The sequence below is a fragment of the Paraburkholderia xenovorans genome (assembly GCF_046030735.1).
GTDB classification, from domain to species: Bacteria; Pseudomonadota; Gammaproteobacteria; order Burkholderiales; family Burkholderiaceae; genus Paraburkholderia; species Paraburkholderia xenovorans_A.
The window spans coordinates 1-16,841 of sequence record NZ_JAQQBV010000048.1 but is presented as its reverse complement, the minus strand read 5'-3'; the positions used below and the strand labels follow the sequence as shown (position 1 = coordinate 16,841).

Sequence of the window (16,841 nt, the reverse complement as noted above, 5' to 3'; positions counted from 1 at the left end):
CGAACGAATTTCGCGTTGCGTCGGAGTCAAACGGCTGAACAGGTGTGGGCATCCTGTTCAATCGGTGAACAGCCGATTGCTCACTGCGCAGAATGGAGACGTTCAATTCCGCACGCATTGAGCAGCGCCGCCGGTAATGCATCGCAACAGTGCTTGCTGCACATGCCCGCGTCCCCGGTACGGTGCATTGGCACACTTCTGGCTCTCTCATCACGCGGCCAAGCGAAATATCGCGCCGTATACAGCCCATTCAAACATGTGAGGAGCAGACAGATGAATCACGCAGAGATGCAATTTCTGACGACCGAATTCCCGTACAAGAAGCAATACGCGAATTTCATCGGCGGCGAATGGGTCAAGCCGGCGGGCGGTGAGTACTTCGACAACATCTCGCCGATCACTGGCGAAGCATTCACATCGATCCCGCGTTCGCGCGAAGCCGATATCGAACTCGCACTCGACGCCGCCCATCGCGCGAAAACCGCGTGGGGCAAAACCTCGACCACCGAGCGCGCGAACATCCTGAACCGCATCGCCGACCGGATGGAAGCGAATCTGCAACGTCTGGCCGTCGCGGAAACGATCGACAACGGCAAGCCGCTGCGCGAAACGATGGCCGCGGACATTCCGCTCGCGATCGACCACTTCCGCTATTTCGCCGGCGCGGTGCGCGCGCAGGAAGGCTCGCTCTCGCAAATCGACGACGACACCGTTGCGTATCACTTTCATGAACCGCTCGGCGTGGTCGGCCAGATCATTCCGTGGAATTTCCCGATCCTGATGGCCGTGTGGAAACTCGCACCCGCACTCGCCGCCGGCAATTGCGTGGTGCTGAAGCCCGCCGAACAAACGCCTGCCTCGATCCTCGTATTGATGGAACTGATTCACGATCTGTTGCCTGCGGGCGTCGTGAACATCGTGAACGGTTTCGGTCTCGAAGCCGGCAAGCCGCTCGCGTCGAACAAACGCATCGCGAAGATTGCGTTCACGGGTGAAACCACGACCGGCCGTCTGATCATGCAGTACGCGAGCCAGAACATCATCCCGGTCACGCTGGAACTCGGCGGCAAGAGCCCGAACATTTTCTTCGCCGACGTAATGAACGCGGACGACAGCTATTTCGACAAGGCACTCGAAGGCTTCACGATGTTCGCGCTGAATCAGGGCGAAGTGTGCACGTGTCCGTCGCGTGTATTGATCGATGAAAAGATCTACGACCGCTTCATGGAACGCGCGCTGAAACGCGTCGCCGCGATCACGCAAGGTCATCCGCTCGACGCGAAGACGATGATCGGCGCGCAAGCTTCGCAGGAACAGCTCGAGAAAATCCTCTCGTATGTCGACCTCGGCAAACAGGAAGGCGCCGAATGTCTGATCGGCGGTGAGCGCAACCAGCTCGACGGCGAACTGAGCAAAGGCTATTACGTAAAGCCGACCGTGTTCCGCGGCAACAACAAGATGCGCATTTTCCAGGAAGAAATCTTCGGGCCCGTGGTGTCGGTCACCAAGTTCAAGACTGAAGACGAAGCGCTCGAGATTGCCAACGACACGCTGTACGGTCTCGGCGCTGGCGTCTGGACGCGCGACGGCACGCGTGCGTATCGCTTCGGCCGCCAGATTCAGGCGGGCCGCGTGTGGACCAACTGCTATCACGCGTATCCGGCGCATGCGGCGTTCGGCGGCTACAAGCAATCGGGTATCGGTCGCGAGAATCACAAGATGATGCTCGATCACTATCAGCAGACCAAGAACCTGCTGGTCAGCTATAGCGACAAGCCGCTCGGTTTCTTCTAAGCGTCTTCAAGCGTCAGCGAGTAGCGTGAGTTGGCGTTTGTGTTCGAGCGGGCCGCATTGCGCGGCTCGCTCTTTTTTCAGCGAGGACTTGTGATGGCCGATGAAAAAGAAGTGGCACGGGTGATCGCGACACCGGCTGCGGTCGAGTTAATCGACAAGCTGCGCGCCGAACACGGTGAGGTGCTGTTTCATCAATCGGGCGGATGCTGCGACGGCAGCGCACCGATGATGTTTCCGCAAGGCGAGTTCATGGTCGGCTCGTCCGATGTGAAACTCGGCACGATCGCCGGCGTGCCGTTTTACATGAGCGAATCGCAATTCGAATACTGGCAGCACACGCAGTTGATCATCGACGCGGTGCCGGGAAACGGCGGGATGTTTTCTCTGGAGCGGCCGAGCGGATTGCGCTTTCTCACGCGTTCACGGTTATTCGAAGACGCCGAAAACGCGTGGCTCGACACGCATCCGGTAGAACGCGCGGATGCTTAATCGCCGCTGAGCGCCGGGGTGTCGGGCGCGCTTGCCAGCAGCGCGTCGCTGTCGTCTTTCAGATCGACGCCGGTCAATCCGAGGCGCCGCGCGTGCGTCAGCAGATAGTGCAACTTGTGCGCGGCTGCTTCGTAATTCAGCCCCTCGGGCCGCACGTTTGAAATGCAGTTGCGTTGTGCGTCGCTGCAACCCACTTTCGGCGAATGGGTCAGGTAGATGCCGAGACTATCGGGCGAACTCAAACCGGGGCGCTCGCCGATCAACATCACCACGAGCTTCGTATCGAGCAGCTCACCGATCTCATCGCCCAACGCAACGCGCGCCTGACGCGCGATTACCACGGGGCCGATCTTCCAATCGGCGAGCTTGGCGCAGACCGCCTGGAGCAGCGGAATCGATTGCTTCTCCGCAGCGAATGCGGACAGCCCGTCTGCGATCACGAACACGACTTCCGGTGAATCGATCGCGCGTTGCGCGAGTGCTTCGCGGCTTTCGTCGCTCAATTTGCGGCCCAGATCGGGACGCCGCAAATAGTGCTCACGATCGGGCGCGGCGCTATGCACGTCGAGCGTGCTGAAGTTCTGCGCGCGCAACTGTTCGTGCAGTACCTCGGTATCGAGCGGATGATGCACCGCATCGCGCGCCTGAGCATGCGACAGATTGAACGCCAGCAACGGCGCCGTCGGCAAGCTGTTGCCCGTGCGGCCCAATGCAATGCGCGCATTGGTGAACTGGCGCAGCGCGTTCCACGGATTCTTTTCGAGGAAATCGCTCATGCGATGCCCATCCAGTCGTTCGCGCCTTCGAGCAGCGGCTGTTGCGGCGATGCGCTGAGCAATGCGCCGCGCGCGTCGGTGATCTGCATCGACTCCAGCCATGCTTCGAACTCCGGCGCGCGACGCAAGCCCAGTACATCGCGCACGTACAGTGCGTCGTGAAAAGAGGTGCTCTGATAGTTGAGCATCACGTCGTCCGCACCGGGAATGCCCATGATGAAATTGATCCCTGCTACGCCGAGCAGCGTGAGCAGGTTGTCCATGTCGTCCTGATCCGCTTCCGCGTGATTCGTGTAGCAGATGTCGCAACCCATCGGCACGCCGAGCAGCTTGCCGCAGAAGTGATCTTCGAGGCCCGCGCGCGTGATCTGCTTGCCGTCGTACAGATACTCAGGTCCGATGAAACCGACCACCGTATTCACCAGAAACGGATTGAACTTGCGCGCGACCGCATAGGCGCGCACTTCGCATGTCTGTTGATCGACGCCGAAATGCGCATCCGCCGAGAGCGCGCTACCTTGGCCCGTTTCGAAATACATCAGGTTATTGCCGACCGTGCCGCGTTTCAACGAGAGCCCAGCCTCATATGCTTCCTGCAACAACGCGAGCGAAATGCCGAAACCCGCGTTTGCTTTCTCCGTGCCCGCAATCGACTGGAACACCAGATCGACCGGTGCGCCTTTTTCGATCGCGGCGATCGTGTTGGTGACGTGAGTCAGCACGCACGATTGCGTCGGCACCTGATAACGCTGGCGGAAGTCGTCGATCATCAGCAGCAGCCGGGTAATCGCCGCGAGATTGTCGCTGGCCGGATTGATGCCGATCATCGCGTCGCCGCAACCGTACATCAGGCCGTCGAGCATCGAGGCAGCGATGCCTTTGACGTCGTCGGTCGGATGATTCGGTTGCAGACGCACCGACATGCGGCCCGGCAGTCCGACCGTGTTGCGAAAGCGCGTAATCACCGGACGTTTACGCGCCGCTGCGATCAGATCCTGATTGCGCATCAGCTTCGACACCGCCGCGACCATCTCCGGCGTAAGACCCGCGGCGATACGCGTGAGTGCATCGGCATCCGTCGAACTGCTGAGAAGCCAGTTGCGAAAATCGCCGACCGTCAGATGCGAGATTTCAGCGAACGCCTGCGGCGAATGATCGTCGATCACGAGGCGCGTAACTTCGTCGCTTTCGTATGGAATTACCACCTCGTTGAGAAACGTGCGCAGCGGCACCTGCGCGAGCGCCATCTTCGCAGCGACGCGCTCTTCCTCGCTCGCCGCCGCGACGCCCGCGAGCTGATCGCCGGAGCGTTGCGGACTGGCCTTCGCCAGCAAGGTTTTCAGATCGGCGAAGCGGTAAGTGCGACTGCCGATCGTCTCGGTGTAGCTCATTTTTACGACTCCATCGCCGCTGCTTGCGCCGCGGCACGATTCGTCATTCTTCGAGCAAGGCGTCCGAAGGCGCCGCTTCGCGTTGATGGCGCGTCAACAGGAAGTAGACGTAGCCGAGCGCGAGGAAAATCGCAAACACGATGGCCACCAGCAGGTTGAAGTAAACCATCGTCGCCAGACAGATGACGGCGGCCAGCAGCGCGAAGGCCGGAAACACCGGAAACAGCGGCGCGCGGAACGGTCGCTCCATGTTCGGCTCCGAGCGACGCAGCTTGAACAGCGACAACATGCTGATGATATACATCACGATAGCGCCAAATACGGACATCGTCACGATGTTCGCGGTGAGCGTCTGGCCGCCGAACTGGATCAGCTCGTCGCTATAGATCGCCGCGATGCCGACCACACCGCCCGCGAGGATCGCGCGATGCGGCGTCTTGAAGCGCGGATGAACCTTCGAGAGCCACTCCGGCAGATAACCCGCGCGAGCCAGCGCGAAGATCTGCCGCGAATAGCCGAGGATGATCCCGTGAAACGACGCGACCAGCCCGAACAGGCCGAGCCACACCAGCATATGCATCCAGCCGCTATGTTCGCCGACGATGAATTTCATCGCTTGCGGCAGCGGGTCGTTGATGTTCGACAGCTTGGTCCAGTCGCCCGCAGCACCGGCGAACACCATCACGCCGATCGCGAGCACGACGAGTGTCAGAATGCCGGCCACATAGGCGATCGGAATGGAACGCTTCGGGTTTTTGGCTTCTTCGGCGGCCATCGCGACGCCTTCGATCGCGAGGAAGAACCAGATCGCAAACGGGATCGCCGCGAACATACCGTGGAACGAGCCCATGCTGAAGGTGTCGGCGCCGGACCAGCCGCCTTTGGTGAAGTTCGACCACTGAAAGCCCGGCGACACGACGCCCATGAAGACCAGCAACTCGAAAATCGCGAGCAACGTCACGCACAATTCAAATGCAGCGGCGATCTGCACGCCGACGATATTCAACGCCATGAAGACCAGATACGCGCCCATTGCCGCGTGCTTCGGCTCGAGCCCGGGAAACTGCACGTGCAGATAGGCGCCGATCGCGAGCGCGATCGCCGGTGGCGCAAATACGAACTCGACCAGCGTCGCAGCGCCTGCGAGGTAGCCGCCGGTTGGGCCGAATGCATGGCGCGCGTAGGCAAACGGGCCGCCTGCGTGCGGAATCGACGTGGTGAGTTCGGTGAAACTGAAGATGAAGGTCGTATACATCGCCGCGATAAAAATCGCCGTGAAGACGAAGCCGAGCGTGCCGGCGCTCGCCCACCCGTAGCTCCAGCCGAAATATTCGCCGGAAATGACGAGGCCGACCGCGATTCCCCATAGCTGCCACGTGCCGAGCGTCTGCTTCAGCTCATGATGCGTGACTTGGCCGACGTGCTGATTTTTGGATTCCGTTTTCATCGCAAGCTCCCTGATGTTGCCGCTTGCTCGACGCCGCAGGGCTTTGCGGGTACGGGCGGACAGGCTTCAGCCGATGGTAGTGAGCCATTAATCGAGGTGTTATCGAAATTCGGCAAAGTTTGGCCGCGATGTGTCCCGAAGACGGATTCAGCAGGATTTGGTAAATGAAGGCGTGGTACTTTTGTTTTTGTCTAAATCGTCGGCAATCGGCACATGAACGAATCAGGCAACCGGGCACGTTACGAGACACGTCTCGCGCGCGTGCTCGACCATATTTACGATCACCTCGACGAACCGCTGGATATCGAGCGGCTTGCGGAGATCGCGTGTTTGTCGCCGTATCACTGGCATCGTATTTACCAGGGAATGTACGGCGAAACCGTCGCGACGACCGTACGGCGTTTGCGTTTGCATCGGGCCGCGGGGTATCTCGCGAATGGGTCAATGCCGATTGCGGAAATCGCCGATCGTTCCGGGTATAGCAGTTTGCAGTCTTTTTCTCGCACTTTTCGGGCGGTGTTCGGTATACCGCCGGCGCAGTATCGCAAGCAAGGTTCACATAGCCGGTTTCGTCCGGCGCTTTCAGGAGACGATCAAATGACGATGCGTGAAGTGGTGATCCGTCACGTGGAGCCGATGGAGGTGCTGTCGGTCGATCACGTTGGGCCGTATATGCAGATCGGCAAGGCGTTTGATGGTTTGTTCGTGTGGTTGGGGAAACATCATCTGCTGGAGGTGCAGATGCGGATGATCGCGGTTTACTACGACGATCCTGGGGTGGTGGCGGAGAGTGAACTGCGGTCGAAGGCTGGGGTGTTGTTGCCGCGGCCGGTGCTGGGTTCGGTGACGTTGACGCCGCCGGTTTCTGTCGCACACGTTAGAGGTGGGGAATATGCGGTGTTGCGGCATAAGGGCCCGTATAGCGATATGCGGGCGGCGTATGAGTGGTTGTACGGGACCTGGCTCGTGCAATCGGGGCGTGAGGCTGCGGATGCGCCGGCGTTTGAAGAGTATCTGAATAGTCCGAAGGAGACGGCGCCTGCGGAGTTGCTGACGGAGATCTGTTTGCCGTTGGTTTGAGGGCTTCGTGCTGCGGTTGTGCGTGTTTACGCGGCGCGCTTTCGGATGCCTCTCTGGTTTTTATAGTCTTTGTATATGTATACGTAGTAATAGTTAACAAGCACCTCGGTTGGCTGTGGATAACCTCGGACTTCGTTTACAGATCAACGGGCTGCGGAATCGATAACCCTGCGCGGTATACGCGGACTGACAGGCGGAGCCTGGGACAACTTTTCTGCTGCCCGGTTGAGCGGTGGGTTTATCAAGGTTTCGTTCACAGCGTGTGAGGTCGGTTGTACAGCAGTTGTCCAGAGGGCGGTGTGGATAACGTTCAGTCCGCGAGTTCATATGAGGTGCTGCGGCCGCCTGCCTCTGATTTTTTCAAAACACCGAATGCGATGAGTTCGCTGGTTTTGATCACGTCTTCGGTGAGCGCAGCACAGCTGGCCTCGCTCCGTAACGCCGGGCCGACATCGGCAAGACGCCCGAACAGCAGGCCTCGAGCTAGGGATACTTCCGCAAGCGGCGCTGCAAGGCGTGACAAGTCGTAGCGCCATGCGGCGCCAGTCGTGGGATTCCCAGATATATAGCCAATCTCCGCGATTCATGCGGAGATTATCGGAGCTTTTCTCCGCATGAGAAAATTATTCTCCGCGAATTTTTGCGGAGAACTGCCAGACTATTCACGGCAAGCACGCTAGTCGCTTGCCAATGCTGTTTGTGGAACGGGATCGCAGCGGCTGGATCAGCCTCCGGAAGCGGTAGAAGATGCGATTCGAATCATCTGATAAAAGTAGATGTAGTTTCATCGGCATTGCAGGGAGTGGCCGACGGACCAAAAGCGTGAACTATCATCGAAGTTTTCGATGCCGCGACCGTCTCACCCATTTAACGCCAGCACCATGAACTTCGACTATCACACGCTCGACCTGTTGCGGCAGAACCATCCTGCATGGCGGTTATTGCGTGCGGAGCACGCGCCACTCGTCGCGAGCTTTCTGCATCGAGTTTTTACGCTGCCCAACGTACGCGTGATAGGGCAAGCGAATTTGACCGAGGCACTCGAAGACGAGCTATTCGTCTTGCGCGAACAGCTCGGGCCCTCCGCGTTTCCGAAAACCGCGTCCTACTATCTCAACGAATGGGCCGCCAATGACAAAGGCTGGTTGCGCAAGTTCTATCAAGACTCCGACGAACCGTTTTTCGATCTGACGCCAGCGACGGAAAAAGCCATTGCGTGGCTCGGCACGCTGACCGAGCGTAGCTTCATCGGTACCGAATCGCGATTGCTCACAATGGCAAATTGAGCGATTCGTTTAACGAAGACTGAGAACTGTTTTTTTTGGAAAAAATTATAGTCTTCGGGAATTGATGAAACTTGTTTGATTGCAACACTTGGTTCGGCAACAATCCGTGGCTCAATTTGTCCGTCACAAGTATGCACGGCGTGCTGACAAAATTGCCCGGCCGCTGCTGTGGGTCAGTAATGTCAGCGGGCGGCCCGTTCTTTGAAGTCCCGACGCACGGTACCGCACAAATCAGCCAATACCAGACGAACCCATTGTCGAAATCAGCGCCGCACCACACGACGTCTTGTGGCCATCAAACGCCACCGGCTTGCCATCGATCACCACGTTTGGGTCGCCCTCAACGATGACGCAATCATGATGGTCGGAAACCGGACAAGTGCACTGATCACCGACACGCGCAACGCCCTTGTCCATCACTCTGGAGGTATCACTACCTGTGACCACCTTGCCGCCGTGACTAGTACCGTCTCCAATACGGATCACTCCGCGCATGCACTCCTCCTCGAGTTTCATTGTCGTCGTTCAATGATCGGGCATGACCGAGTCTACTGCGCGGTGATAAACGGATTGTCGCCGGCGCGAGCCACGTTTTCGGTTTTCGCAGCGGGCGATGGCGGACTGACAATGACGATACTGGCATCCCCACTCGGGCCACGATTTACAGTAGCACTTGCCCCACCTTCACTGTAGCTGGCGATCAGGCCGAGCCCTAATTGAACCATCGGCGAGCTCACCCCGGTATTACCAATCCGCCCGCCAATGTCATAACCCTCCTTGGCGTCTGTCAGGCTTGGGCCAGACGGCGCGGCTTTTGCGAACGCCTGGCTTAGCGGGGCCACCCACTGTCGATCACCCGTAGTGTCGTAGAACACACGATGGATCCTCTCTCCATCAGGAAGCGCGTTCAACGCCTGCTCCCATCCAGTTTTCAACACCTCAACTTCGGCAGCACTATTCAGGGGCTTACCATTTTCGTCAGTCAGCTTGATAGCTACAGGGCGATGAACGTAGCCAAGCAACGGTGCATCGTCAAACTGCTTAAGTTGCCAATTCGTCCACCGCACGGGTACATACGGCGTAGGCGTGAATTGTCCCGGACCTTGGTTACCGGCCTCTTTCCACAATTCCGGCAACTGCCGTTGCCACCAAGCCGACTGCATGGTGCCTATCGATTTTGCCGAATCTCCCAGACCATCGGTCGCAACCTGATGCTTGTAAAAGGCGCGAAAATCGTCGGGACCATCTCCGTCGTTTTTCTCCCAATACAGGTTCCACAGCTTGATGACGTCGTACTGCGTGCTGTCGTTGTCTACGGCTTCGGTCTGTTCTACGGCAAACGGCCTAATCGATTTATCAACTCTGTCTGACCGGGACACAAGCATTGCTACAGCGCTGTCGGGCAGGGCCGGGACAATATGGCCATTCTCCAATCTGCCGCTTCCTGGGGCTTGCAAAAGCCGCCGAGTCATGGACCCATCGAGACTAAAAACCAATGCGGCAGGCACATCGGGATGCGCATCGAAGAAGTCAAAGAGCCGTTGAACCATCGCCCCGCCGTCGTCCGTGTTAGCGTCTCGCTCCCAAAGAAACAGGTGGACCCCGAGGCCAGCCTGTTGGCGCGCAGCAGCAATGTTAGCCGCGGCTCTGAAGCTGTTCGACCGGTCCTTTGGGGGGCCCCATACGATTACTGGAACCGGCCACCGTTCAACCGCTCCGTGAGCCGCCTGACCAAATGCCATCCCAGTAGCGAGTGTCAGGTCACTCAGGCGAATGTCTGCGCTGTCGGTGTAGTCTTTAGGATCTTGAGACAGGAAGCTTGCGTGGTTGTCCGCCTTCGCTTCAATCTTTTTCCATATTTCCGTGTTGATGTTCTTTCCAATGACCGCTCCTAGACCACGTACTTCGAGGACAAAGCGAGGTCCAGTCAAGGCCAGCATGACAGCTTGCTGTTGCGTATCGCTCGACGCTACGGTCCCATGCGAAGAAGCCGCGACAGTCGTAGACGAAGAAACAGTCGTCGCCGAGGCAGATGTGCGATGCATCCACGCAAAGCTTGCTCCATAAATGACTATCACGACGGCAGAAAGCGTGAGCAAGCCGTTGCGGACTGTACTTCCCATGTTTGGAGCCTCCAGACCAGTGGTCTGCATGTATTGATAATGGCCGTACATTGCGTGGATAACCCACGCGATTGCACAAACTGCAAATACGGCAATGTACGGCCAAATGCGCGGCCTAGCCATCATGTCGGAAATCTCCCCCAATCAATAATCGGGGCCGGAGAAGGAGGGGCCGGATTTTTCTCCTGCGCCTGCGTCTCACTCGTGACGAGATCCGGCATCTTGAGCGATACGATTTTCTCGGAAGGAAATGTTCCGGATTGGTAGTACTCTGCAGTAGCGTCGATCAGGTCCTTTGCATGCTGAGAGAGTCGACCATGGTTCGGGTTTAGCTCCAATGCAGCCTTGGCAGCAGAATCGAGTTTCCAATCCCCCATTCGTATGAGAAGGTCACGCCAGTCCGGATCGTCAAGGCTCACGGCTTGACCGATTGCCACATCCATTGCCGTCACCCAGCGATGATTCTCTGGACTGTGCAAAACCGCAGAATGGTAGTTGTTATCGTCCCGGGCGTCCGGATCAGTCTTCATCCGCTTTCGCGCTTCATTAGGTGTTTCTTCGCGCTCCACGGTAAAGCCAGGCAGGAACGTTCTTGGCGTCACCCGCCAATTTTGCGACTGATCATTCACGTCTTTATTTGCGTTGAACGCTTCCTTGTATTTATCGACGTTGAGCACAGGCAACAGCGTATGTTCCACCGTTTGCCATTCAAAGGAAGCGTATTTGTTGCCAAGCGCGACATCCATCAGGACGTCGTCCGGTGCCACCTGACCGGCCCGATCGGCATACCCCGGCTTCGGGCCACCGCGGACAACTTCGCCGCCATACAGGTCAGGATCGCACGGTGGCTTGAGTTCCTCCCCGTTGATAAAACGGATGTCATTTCTCGTGTGGGAAACCTGCGTGGCCGCGTTGACCGCCTGAGCTTTCGCGCTTCCTAGCAGAGACCAACCGGCTTCTGGTCCGACACTGAGCCGTTCGTAGGCTTCACGAATTGGCACACGGGCTGGCGGCATTCCGACCAACGCTCTCTTATATTTCCCGTCAAAGTTATGGTCGCGCTCCATGCGCGTCCACATCCGCTGGTAGAAGCGTTTGCTTTTCAACTCCTCCATGGCCGGCAATTTTTCGTCGTAACTTTGTGGCCGTGTCCGATTCGGATCCCAATAGTATGCGTCGGTGTGCACGTAGTCCGGCACCCCATATGTGCCGATACCTCGAATATTTGACAACGCAACAACCGTGTCTTCGGGGCAGAAATAAAGATAGACCTTGCCGCGGTTATCGCGTTCGTCGAACGTGATCCAGTTTTTGCCACCCTTGTCTTTACGCGTCCCTTTCGTAGGCGTCCACCCCTTCCCCGCGCGCCCGCCGTGCCGCTCGTGCGCAATAAGTAGTTCAGCTAGCTGTGGAACCGAGTAGGGTTGCTTCGTCACTTCGTTAACGATATCAACGAGTGTCTTGAGTTTTGCTCTCGCAGTTTGAGAAGATTCCTCAGTCGTGTAAACACTGTATGGGCTGTCCACCATGATCACGCAGTCAGCGCAACGTTGCCCTCGTTGAACAAGCAGCGCCTGAGCCAGAAGAGTAATAATCGTCCCCTGGCTATGCCCCAGCACAGTAATGGTGTCATTGACGGGCTTTAAATTCGCGGCACTCGCAGCTCCAGAGGGTTTGATGCCTCGAATGGTACTGATCAAGGTTGCCAGACGTTCGGCCGCAAGCACAAAATACCGGCGCTCCGGTGCATCTGCGATATAGACATAATTGCCAGAGGCTCCCGTATATGTCGCAGCCTTCCCTTTGAACGGTGCCTTAAATCCGGCGCCATACATGTCCGGGATGTTGTTGGTTGCATTCGCAAAGAACCCGCCTGCCTTGGCGAAATGTTTGTCTAGCCGGTTACCTTTTTTATCCTGATACTGACCACGAACCCTGACTGCTTTATTGTTTTTATCTTTTGCAATGTCGGTGTTTTTGGGTCTGTATCCCCAATAGAAAGGGATAAATACGCTCTTGGTATTTGGAGCTTCGCTGCGCTGGTACTGGTAAGTGTCTGGATCGGAAAGTACGCTGTTGTCCGACACTTCAGCGTTCGGCTTTGATGCTGCGGCCTGATACTGCACCCCATACGAGCCAGCTTGCAAATCACCACCGCGCGACAAGCGCTCATTCAGCCCTTGGCACACGCCCTTTTCGACAGTTTCGTAGACAGCACCTGGATCGTTGACACCGTGAATAAAGATGACGATACCGGGAAGGTCGCGTGCCAATTCGGCCGGGCGATCTCCTGGACGGTTTGCCATTGTGACAGCCGCGACATTATTTACCACGTGGTGCGTTTGGTCCGTTTCCGCCATGATATCCCCGTGCTCCCAGTTACAGCTTTGGTTTGAGAATGTCGATTTTAAGGATGCGCATTGCGTCGTCCTTGACCAGCTCGGTCAAACCGTTTGCATCGCTCTTGCCTTCAATCACACGACCGTCGTCCGTTGTGATGCGATAAGACTGATTGGCGGCTGGAGAAGGCGCGTCCTGCGTGTCACCAGGGTAGTGCAACCGAAAGCGCTGGTCTGTAGGTGCGGTCGCGAAAGAACTTTTCGTCGCCTGATCGGTAGACGGACCTGACCATTGATGCGACGCCGCGAGAATTTTCGCATCACCTTTGGTTCCGAGCGTCACTCCGCCACCTATCTTGAGATAGCTGCCGTCCTCGGCCACAATCCGTATAGAAGGGCCAGTAATGACTATTTCTCCTTCGTTGGTGCCGAGACGGATGCCCTTCTGCGCATTGGCGGTGAGTTCATCCGTCTGCGCTTGCAGGACCACCGGCCCTTGATTCGCTATAGCCTTGATGCCTTGAGCACGGGCGAACAACTGCATACCTTCTCCCGCGGTGGCACTGAATCGTTGACCGCTCACCAGTTGCATATGCTGCTGCGCCACCTTGTCGATGTTCTCGCCGGCATACATCACATGTGTCTTCGGTGTAACGTCAACCGATCCTGCCGTGGAACCAAACGCCATGAGCGCCTGCGCATCTGAAGCCCCAGACGTGGACGCGTTAGCGGAGGCGCCAGTGGCGGCATCCCAGTTCTTCAGGGCAGATGCAAGTTGCGTTTGCGCTGTAGCGTCCGTAGCTTGACCACCGTGCTGGCCCGCGTACTCGCCGAGTGACTTGAATAGTTCGGTACACTCGCTGAGCAGCTGGTTCAGTTCATCGCGATCGAGATGTTTTCCAGCAGCTTTCGTACGGGCATACGTCGTAAGCAAAATACCTTTTGCCGCACGCAGGGATGCGGCGGCGTCCGTTCGCAGTTCAGCACCTTCTCCTCGTGCATCGCCGTTGCCCCCGGTCCGTGGCTGAGTCAGGAATCCGAGATTGAGTTCGCTTGCAGCATGTTCGCTCGCCAGCTGCGTGCTAATCTGCCCTGCCGTGTCGTCAAAGCGCAATTGGTTATACCGGTTGCCTTTGATCTCCTTTGTTTTTACTCCCGACAAAAACCTGTTTCCGGGTAGCGAGCCAGTGTGACTGAATGTGGCTGGTGTGTTCGGTCCGTTGTGCAGGACACCTGTAACAAACATCTTGTCGGGATCGCCGCTCAGGAAGTCGAGAGCGACCTCCATCCCCACGCGCGGCAAGGTGTCGTGTCCGTAGTTGGTTCCAGCCAGGCCGCTGCTTACCCGTACAAAGGCACTGTCCTTATCCGTTCCGCTTGTACCGGCGCCCTGTGCATGGGCGTGATCATCCGGATCGAGGCCTTGAATCTGGACTTTGATACGTCCCAGCTCATCGCAGTACACCTCCTCTCCGGCAGGGCCAACAACCAGCGCAGTAATCGGATAAACCCGAGGCAGGTCGATTCGCGGATCGTAGGCCGGTGTGAGAGGAACGCCACGTTGCACGCAGCTAAAGGTGTTTTCGTAACGTGTCTCCACCGTCGTCCTGGAGTTAGTTTGAGGCGCTTGAGTATCTGGCCGTAGTGCATCAAAGCGCCAGCGGTTCGCTTCCAGCAACAATTGCGCGCGCTCGTCTAACTCCTTTGGCAAACTGTTTTCACCTCGATGATGCAGCCTCGTGACCAGGAATTGGCGCTGTTCCTGCGGCCGGGTATCTACTTCCGGATGGCCTGTAAGCTCAAACCAACGGCCGACGGCCAAGTCCCGTACTCCGCCGACAGCATCGATGTTGGCCGCCTGCAACTCATGCGCAAGCATGCGAGCTTTACTGACCCGCTCGTAATCCGACCAGGAGTCTCCGGCATGCGGCACATCAATCACTGAATCGCGCAGTAGTTGACCCAAGTCGTTTCCGGCTTCACCTTGGTCGACAATGCTGGTTTCACTCGCCTGCGCCACTGCGGCACTCTTATAGTCCCAACTTACACGCTGGATGGCACCAGGAACCAACTGACGTGATGCCGACCACAGGGTGATCGAATCCCGTTCCTCGGTGGCGGCGTCACGGTGATAGCGCACCGTGCCAGCGGATGACCTTTGCAGCTTCATCGGATCATCAAGCAAAACAAGCGTATGGACGGGCACATCGCTATTCCCATTGCTCGCGGGATCCTGTCCTCGCTTGCCGGCTGCGGTGAACCACGCAATTCCGTCGCGGCGACATAGCCGCCGGATGAAGTCAGCGTCCGACTCGTGGAACTGGAATATCGTTTCTCGCACGGGATATTTCGTTCGGTCCACTGCCGAAAGGTCGAAATCAAAGGCTCGCGCCAACGCCGGGCTTTTCTTTTGCCATTCGCCAAGCAGTTTTTCAATTACATCTGGTACGTTTAGCGTACGAAATATGCGGGAGTTCGTGCGTCGCTCAAGGATGGACAGCGCATCACGGATTGTGAGCTGATAGGTCGACAATGAGCCGTCCGACTGTCCGGCCCGCACGTCCGTCACAATTCCGCAAATCGAATGCAGGGCTCCCCGATCCGTTACCAACTGCACCGAAAGAGGCAAACCGATGAAGGCATTCAGAGGAAGATCCGCTCGTGTCGAGAGGCACGTCACGTGCCCCTCGATCCCGGCACATAGACCTTCGCTAATGTCGATACGCTGGGCGATCAGAACCTGCTCAAGCGTTTGCTGGGCGTTGCCCCAATGCAGACGGAATGATCGGTTCGACTGGGTTAACGCGGGCGACGCAAACGCACGTAGAAGGTCAGCGGCATTCATGGGTCAAGTCTCTATAGTTTGATACCACCGAACCCGGCATTTGCCCGCAGAGGGACGCGATTTCTCTCGATTGGCCGTGTTCACGGAGATACGAACTGACGTCCACAGCGGGGAACGTTGGCGACTGACAAAATCGTATCAAGTCAACAGATCGAAACTTATGTCGATTCGTGCTCACTCTTAACAGGTAATTCGCTCGCCCGTTTGAATTAGTGAGGATCACGATTATGTCCCGCGATCCCAAGCCGCCCTTTCTTAATACAACGCACCCCTCGTTATCGCGAGATCTTATCAAAAATAAGATGAATAACGTAGGTCTAAAGTTCGAGAAAAGGTTAAATCACAACCAGGACTTGCCGTCTTTGCGCCAGAAAGCGTTAGACCGGAATATATCTAGCAATTTGATGCGTATTGTTTAATTTCTTGTCGGACGAAGTGAGGTAATTCTTGCCAAAACTGGAGGGGCCCCGAAAAATATGGGAAAAATTCCCGGATAAAGGTGTATGTCGTATTCCTGTATTTTGAAACTTCTGTACTGGTATCAAATTCGCAATTAGGTAGTAGTGTGACGGCTCTCAATTGGTTTGGGCGGCAGCACCGATTTAACCAGGGACAAAGGAGTTGCATTCCCTTAGCGCATAGGAAGATCCGTTTGGTGATTGAGCTTGGTTCGCCACGCGGCGGTCTGGTTCGGATTCAACCACGATGGACAAGCCTCGACGATGGCGGACCGACCAGGCGCAATGTCCCATCCATCGAATGGCCAGAAGTGCACCTTCTCGCCGAGTTCGCGATGCAGATAGAGCAGCCATGGAAGGCCGGAATGCGTCGACTTGGCAACGGCGCCCTGCACATCGAAGTGGAACACGGATTTTGCCCTGCATCGGTCCTCGGCGAGGCGTCGCCATGTCGAGTTGACTTGTCGTGCGCTGCCATTGCCGACGAGCCCATCCCGCACGAAATCGACGTAGACATGCTCGCCGTCTGTTGGCCAGTGCGCCTGGAAGTCTTCGAGGAACGCATAGCAGTTGGGACTGAGCGTATGCAGTGTCCAACGCTGGCGCCTATCGCCGCACAGCGGTCACACTTAGGTGAAGCGTGGAGCGCCCCCACTGTTTAGGCTAGCCCCGAAGAACTGAGTGACGAAATCAATGCGGCTCCGCATGAAGTCTTGTGGCCGTCGAATGCAACCGCTTTACCGTCGATCTTCACGCTTTCATCGCCTTCGACAATTACGCAGTCACGATGCCCGTCCATCGGGCAGGTGCACC

At 57.1% G+C, this 16,841-nt stretch carries 12 protein-coding genes and 2 pseudogenes; 4 read left to right on the top strand and 10 right to left on the bottom strand.

Annotated features, from left to right (window positions below; genetic code table 11):
* The first annotated feature begins 273 nt into the window (after positions 1-273).
* The gene (gene adh, locus PQQ51_RS30940) at positions 274-1,794 is read left to right on the top strand and encodes an aldehyde dehydrogenase (protein WP_408501001.1); all 1,521 of its coding nucleotides are present in this window, start codon (positions 274-276) and stop codon (positions 1,792-1,794) included.
* A 93-nt stretch (positions 1,795-1,887) separates the two neighbouring features.
* The gene (locus PQQ51_RS30935) at positions 1,888-2,283 is read left to right on the top strand and encodes a DUF779 domain-containing protein (RefSeq protein WP_408501000.1); all 396 of its coding nucleotides are present in this window, start codon (positions 1,888-1,890) and stop codon (positions 2,281-2,283) included.
* Here PQQ51_RS30935 and eutC read toward each other — a convergent pair.
* The 3 genes from eutC to eat are packed head-to-tail and all read right to left on the bottom strand — an operon-like array spanning position 2,280 to position 5,897.
* Positions 2,280-3,059, bottom strand: a complete 780-nt coding sequence (gene eutC, locus PQQ51_RS30930) for an ethanolamine ammonia-lyase subunit EutC (protein WP_408500999.1) — start codon at positions 3,057-3,059, stop codon at positions 2,280-2,282. The two genes, PQQ51_RS30935 and eutC, sit on opposite strands and share 4 nt — an antisense overlap.
* Entirely contained in the window at positions 3,056-4,450 is a 1,395-nt protein-coding gene (locus PQQ51_RS30925) for an ethanolamine ammonia-lyase subunit EutB (protein ID WP_408500998.1), read from the bottom strand. Before PQQ51_RS30925 ends, eutC begins: the two co-directional genes overlap by 4 nt.
* 43 nt (positions 4,451-4,493) lie before the next feature.
* Positions 4,494-5,897 carry an ethanolamine permease gene (eat, locus tag PQQ51_RS30920; RefSeq protein ID WP_408500997.1) on the bottom strand — a complete coding sequence of 468 codons (1,404 nt, stop codon included), beginning with the start codon at positions 5,895-5,897 and terminating at the stop codon, positions 4,494-4,496.
* Positions 5,898-6,110: 213 nt separating this feature from the next.
* Between eat and PQQ51_RS30915 the strand changes: the two genes are divergently transcribed.
* Positions 6,111-6,977: an AraC family transcriptional regulator gene (locus PQQ51_RS30915; RefSeq protein ID WP_408500996.1), complete on the top strand. Its 867-nt coding sequence runs from the start codon at positions 6,111-6,113 to the stop codon at positions 6,975-6,977.
* Positions 6,978-7,356: 379 nt separating this feature from the next.
* On the opposite strand, the pseudogene PQQ51_RS30910 reads toward PQQ51_RS30915, so the two are convergent.
* Positions 7,357-7,564 (bottom strand): annotated as a pseudogene (locus tag PQQ51_RS30910) (DUF4172 domain-containing protein); the annotation flags it as partial.
* A gap of 294 nt (positions 7,565-7,858) precedes the next feature.
* Here PQQ51_RS30910 and PQQ51_RS30905 point away from each other — a divergent pair.
* A pseudogene (locus PQQ51_RS30905) lies at positions 7,859-8,254 on the top strand (DUF3375 family protein); the annotation flags it as partial.
* Between the two features lie 240 nt (positions 8,255-8,494).
* Here the strand turns inward: PQQ51_RS30905 and PQQ51_RS30900 are convergent.
* The 6 genes from PQQ51_RS30900 to PQQ51_RS30875 all read right to left on the bottom strand — a co-directional run.
* Positions 8,495-8,758 carry a PAAR domain-containing protein gene (locus PQQ51_RS30900; RefSeq protein ID WP_408501028.1) on the bottom strand — a complete coding sequence of 88 codons (264 nt, stop codon included), beginning with the start codon at positions 8,756-8,758 and terminating at the stop codon, positions 8,495-8,497.
* 53 nt (positions 8,759-8,811) lie between these two features.
* The gene (locus tag PQQ51_RS30895) at positions 8,812-10,386 is read right to left on the bottom strand and encodes a type VI lipase adapter Tla3 domain-containing protein (RefSeq protein WP_408500995.1); all 1,575 of its coding nucleotides are present in this window, start codon (positions 10,384-10,386) and stop codon (positions 8,812-8,814) included.
* Between the two features lie 122 nt (positions 10,387-10,508).
* The gene (locus PQQ51_RS30890; protein WP_408500994.1) at positions 10,509-12,746 is read right to left on the bottom strand and encodes a Tle3 family T6SS lipase effector; all 2,238 of its coding nucleotides are present in this window, start codon (positions 12,744-12,746) and stop codon (positions 10,509-10,511) included.
* 19 nt (positions 12,747-12,765) lie between these two features.
* Positions 12,766-15,570, bottom strand: coding sequence for a type VI secretion system Vgr family protein (locus PQQ51_RS30885; protein ID WP_408500993.1), 2,805 nt, complete (start codon positions 15,568-15,570; stop codon positions 12,766-12,768).
* Positions 15,571-16,201: 631 nt separating this feature from the next.
* Positions 16,202-16,438 carry a hypothetical protein gene (locus PQQ51_RS30880; protein WP_408500992.1) on the bottom strand — a complete coding sequence of 79 codons (237 nt, stop codon included), beginning with the start codon at positions 16,436-16,438 and terminating at the stop codon, positions 16,202-16,204.
* Positions 16,439-16,686: 248 nt separating this feature from the next.
* On the bottom strand, positions 16,687-16,841 hold a 155-nt coding region (locus PQQ51_RS30875; RefSeq protein WP_408501027.1), incomplete at its 5' end, for a PAAR domain-containing protein.

What these genes read in the sequence shown, in the direction of transcription:
- eutC (WP_408500999.1), bottom strand. Translation starts at nt 3,059, where the DNA reads ATGAGCGATTTCCTCGAAAAGAATCCGTGGAACGCGCTGCGCCAGTTC.
- adh (WP_408501001.1), top strand. Translation starts at nt 274, where the DNA reads ATGAATCACGCAGAGATGCAATTTCTGACGACCGAATTCCCGTACAAG.
- PQQ51_RS30915 (WP_408500996.1), top strand. Translation starts at nt 6,111, where the DNA reads ATGAACGAATCAGGCAACCGGGCACGTTACGAGACACGTCTCGCGCGC.
- PQQ51_RS30890 (WP_408500994.1), bottom strand. Translation starts at nt 12,746, where the DNA reads ATGGCGGAAACGGACCAAACGCACCACGTGGTAAATAATGTCGCGGCT.
- PQQ51_RS30935 (WP_408501000.1), top strand. Translation starts at nt 1,888, where the DNA reads ATGGCCGATGAAAAAGAAGTGGCACGGGTGATCGCGACACCGGCTGCG.
- PQQ51_RS30885 (WP_408500993.1), bottom strand. Translation starts at nt 15,570, where the DNA reads ATGAATGCCGCTGACCTTCTACGTGCGTTTGCGTCGCCCGCGTTAACC.
- eat (WP_408500997.1), bottom strand. Translation starts at nt 5,897, where the DNA reads ATGAAAACGGAATCCAAAAATCAGCACGTCGGCCAAGTCACGCATCAT.
- PQQ51_RS30925 (WP_408500998.1), bottom strand. Translation starts at nt 4,450, where the DNA reads ATGAGCTACACCGAGACGATCGGCAGTCGCACTTACCGCTTCGCCGAT.
- PQQ51_RS30900 (WP_408501028.1), bottom strand. Translation starts at nt 8,758, where the DNA reads ATGCGCGGAGTGATCCGTATTGGAGACGGTACTAGTCACGGCGGCAAG.
- PQQ51_RS30895 (WP_408500995.1), bottom strand. Translation starts at nt 10,386, where the DNA reads ATGGGAAGTACAGTCCGCAACGGCTTGCTCACGCTTTCTGCCGTCGTG.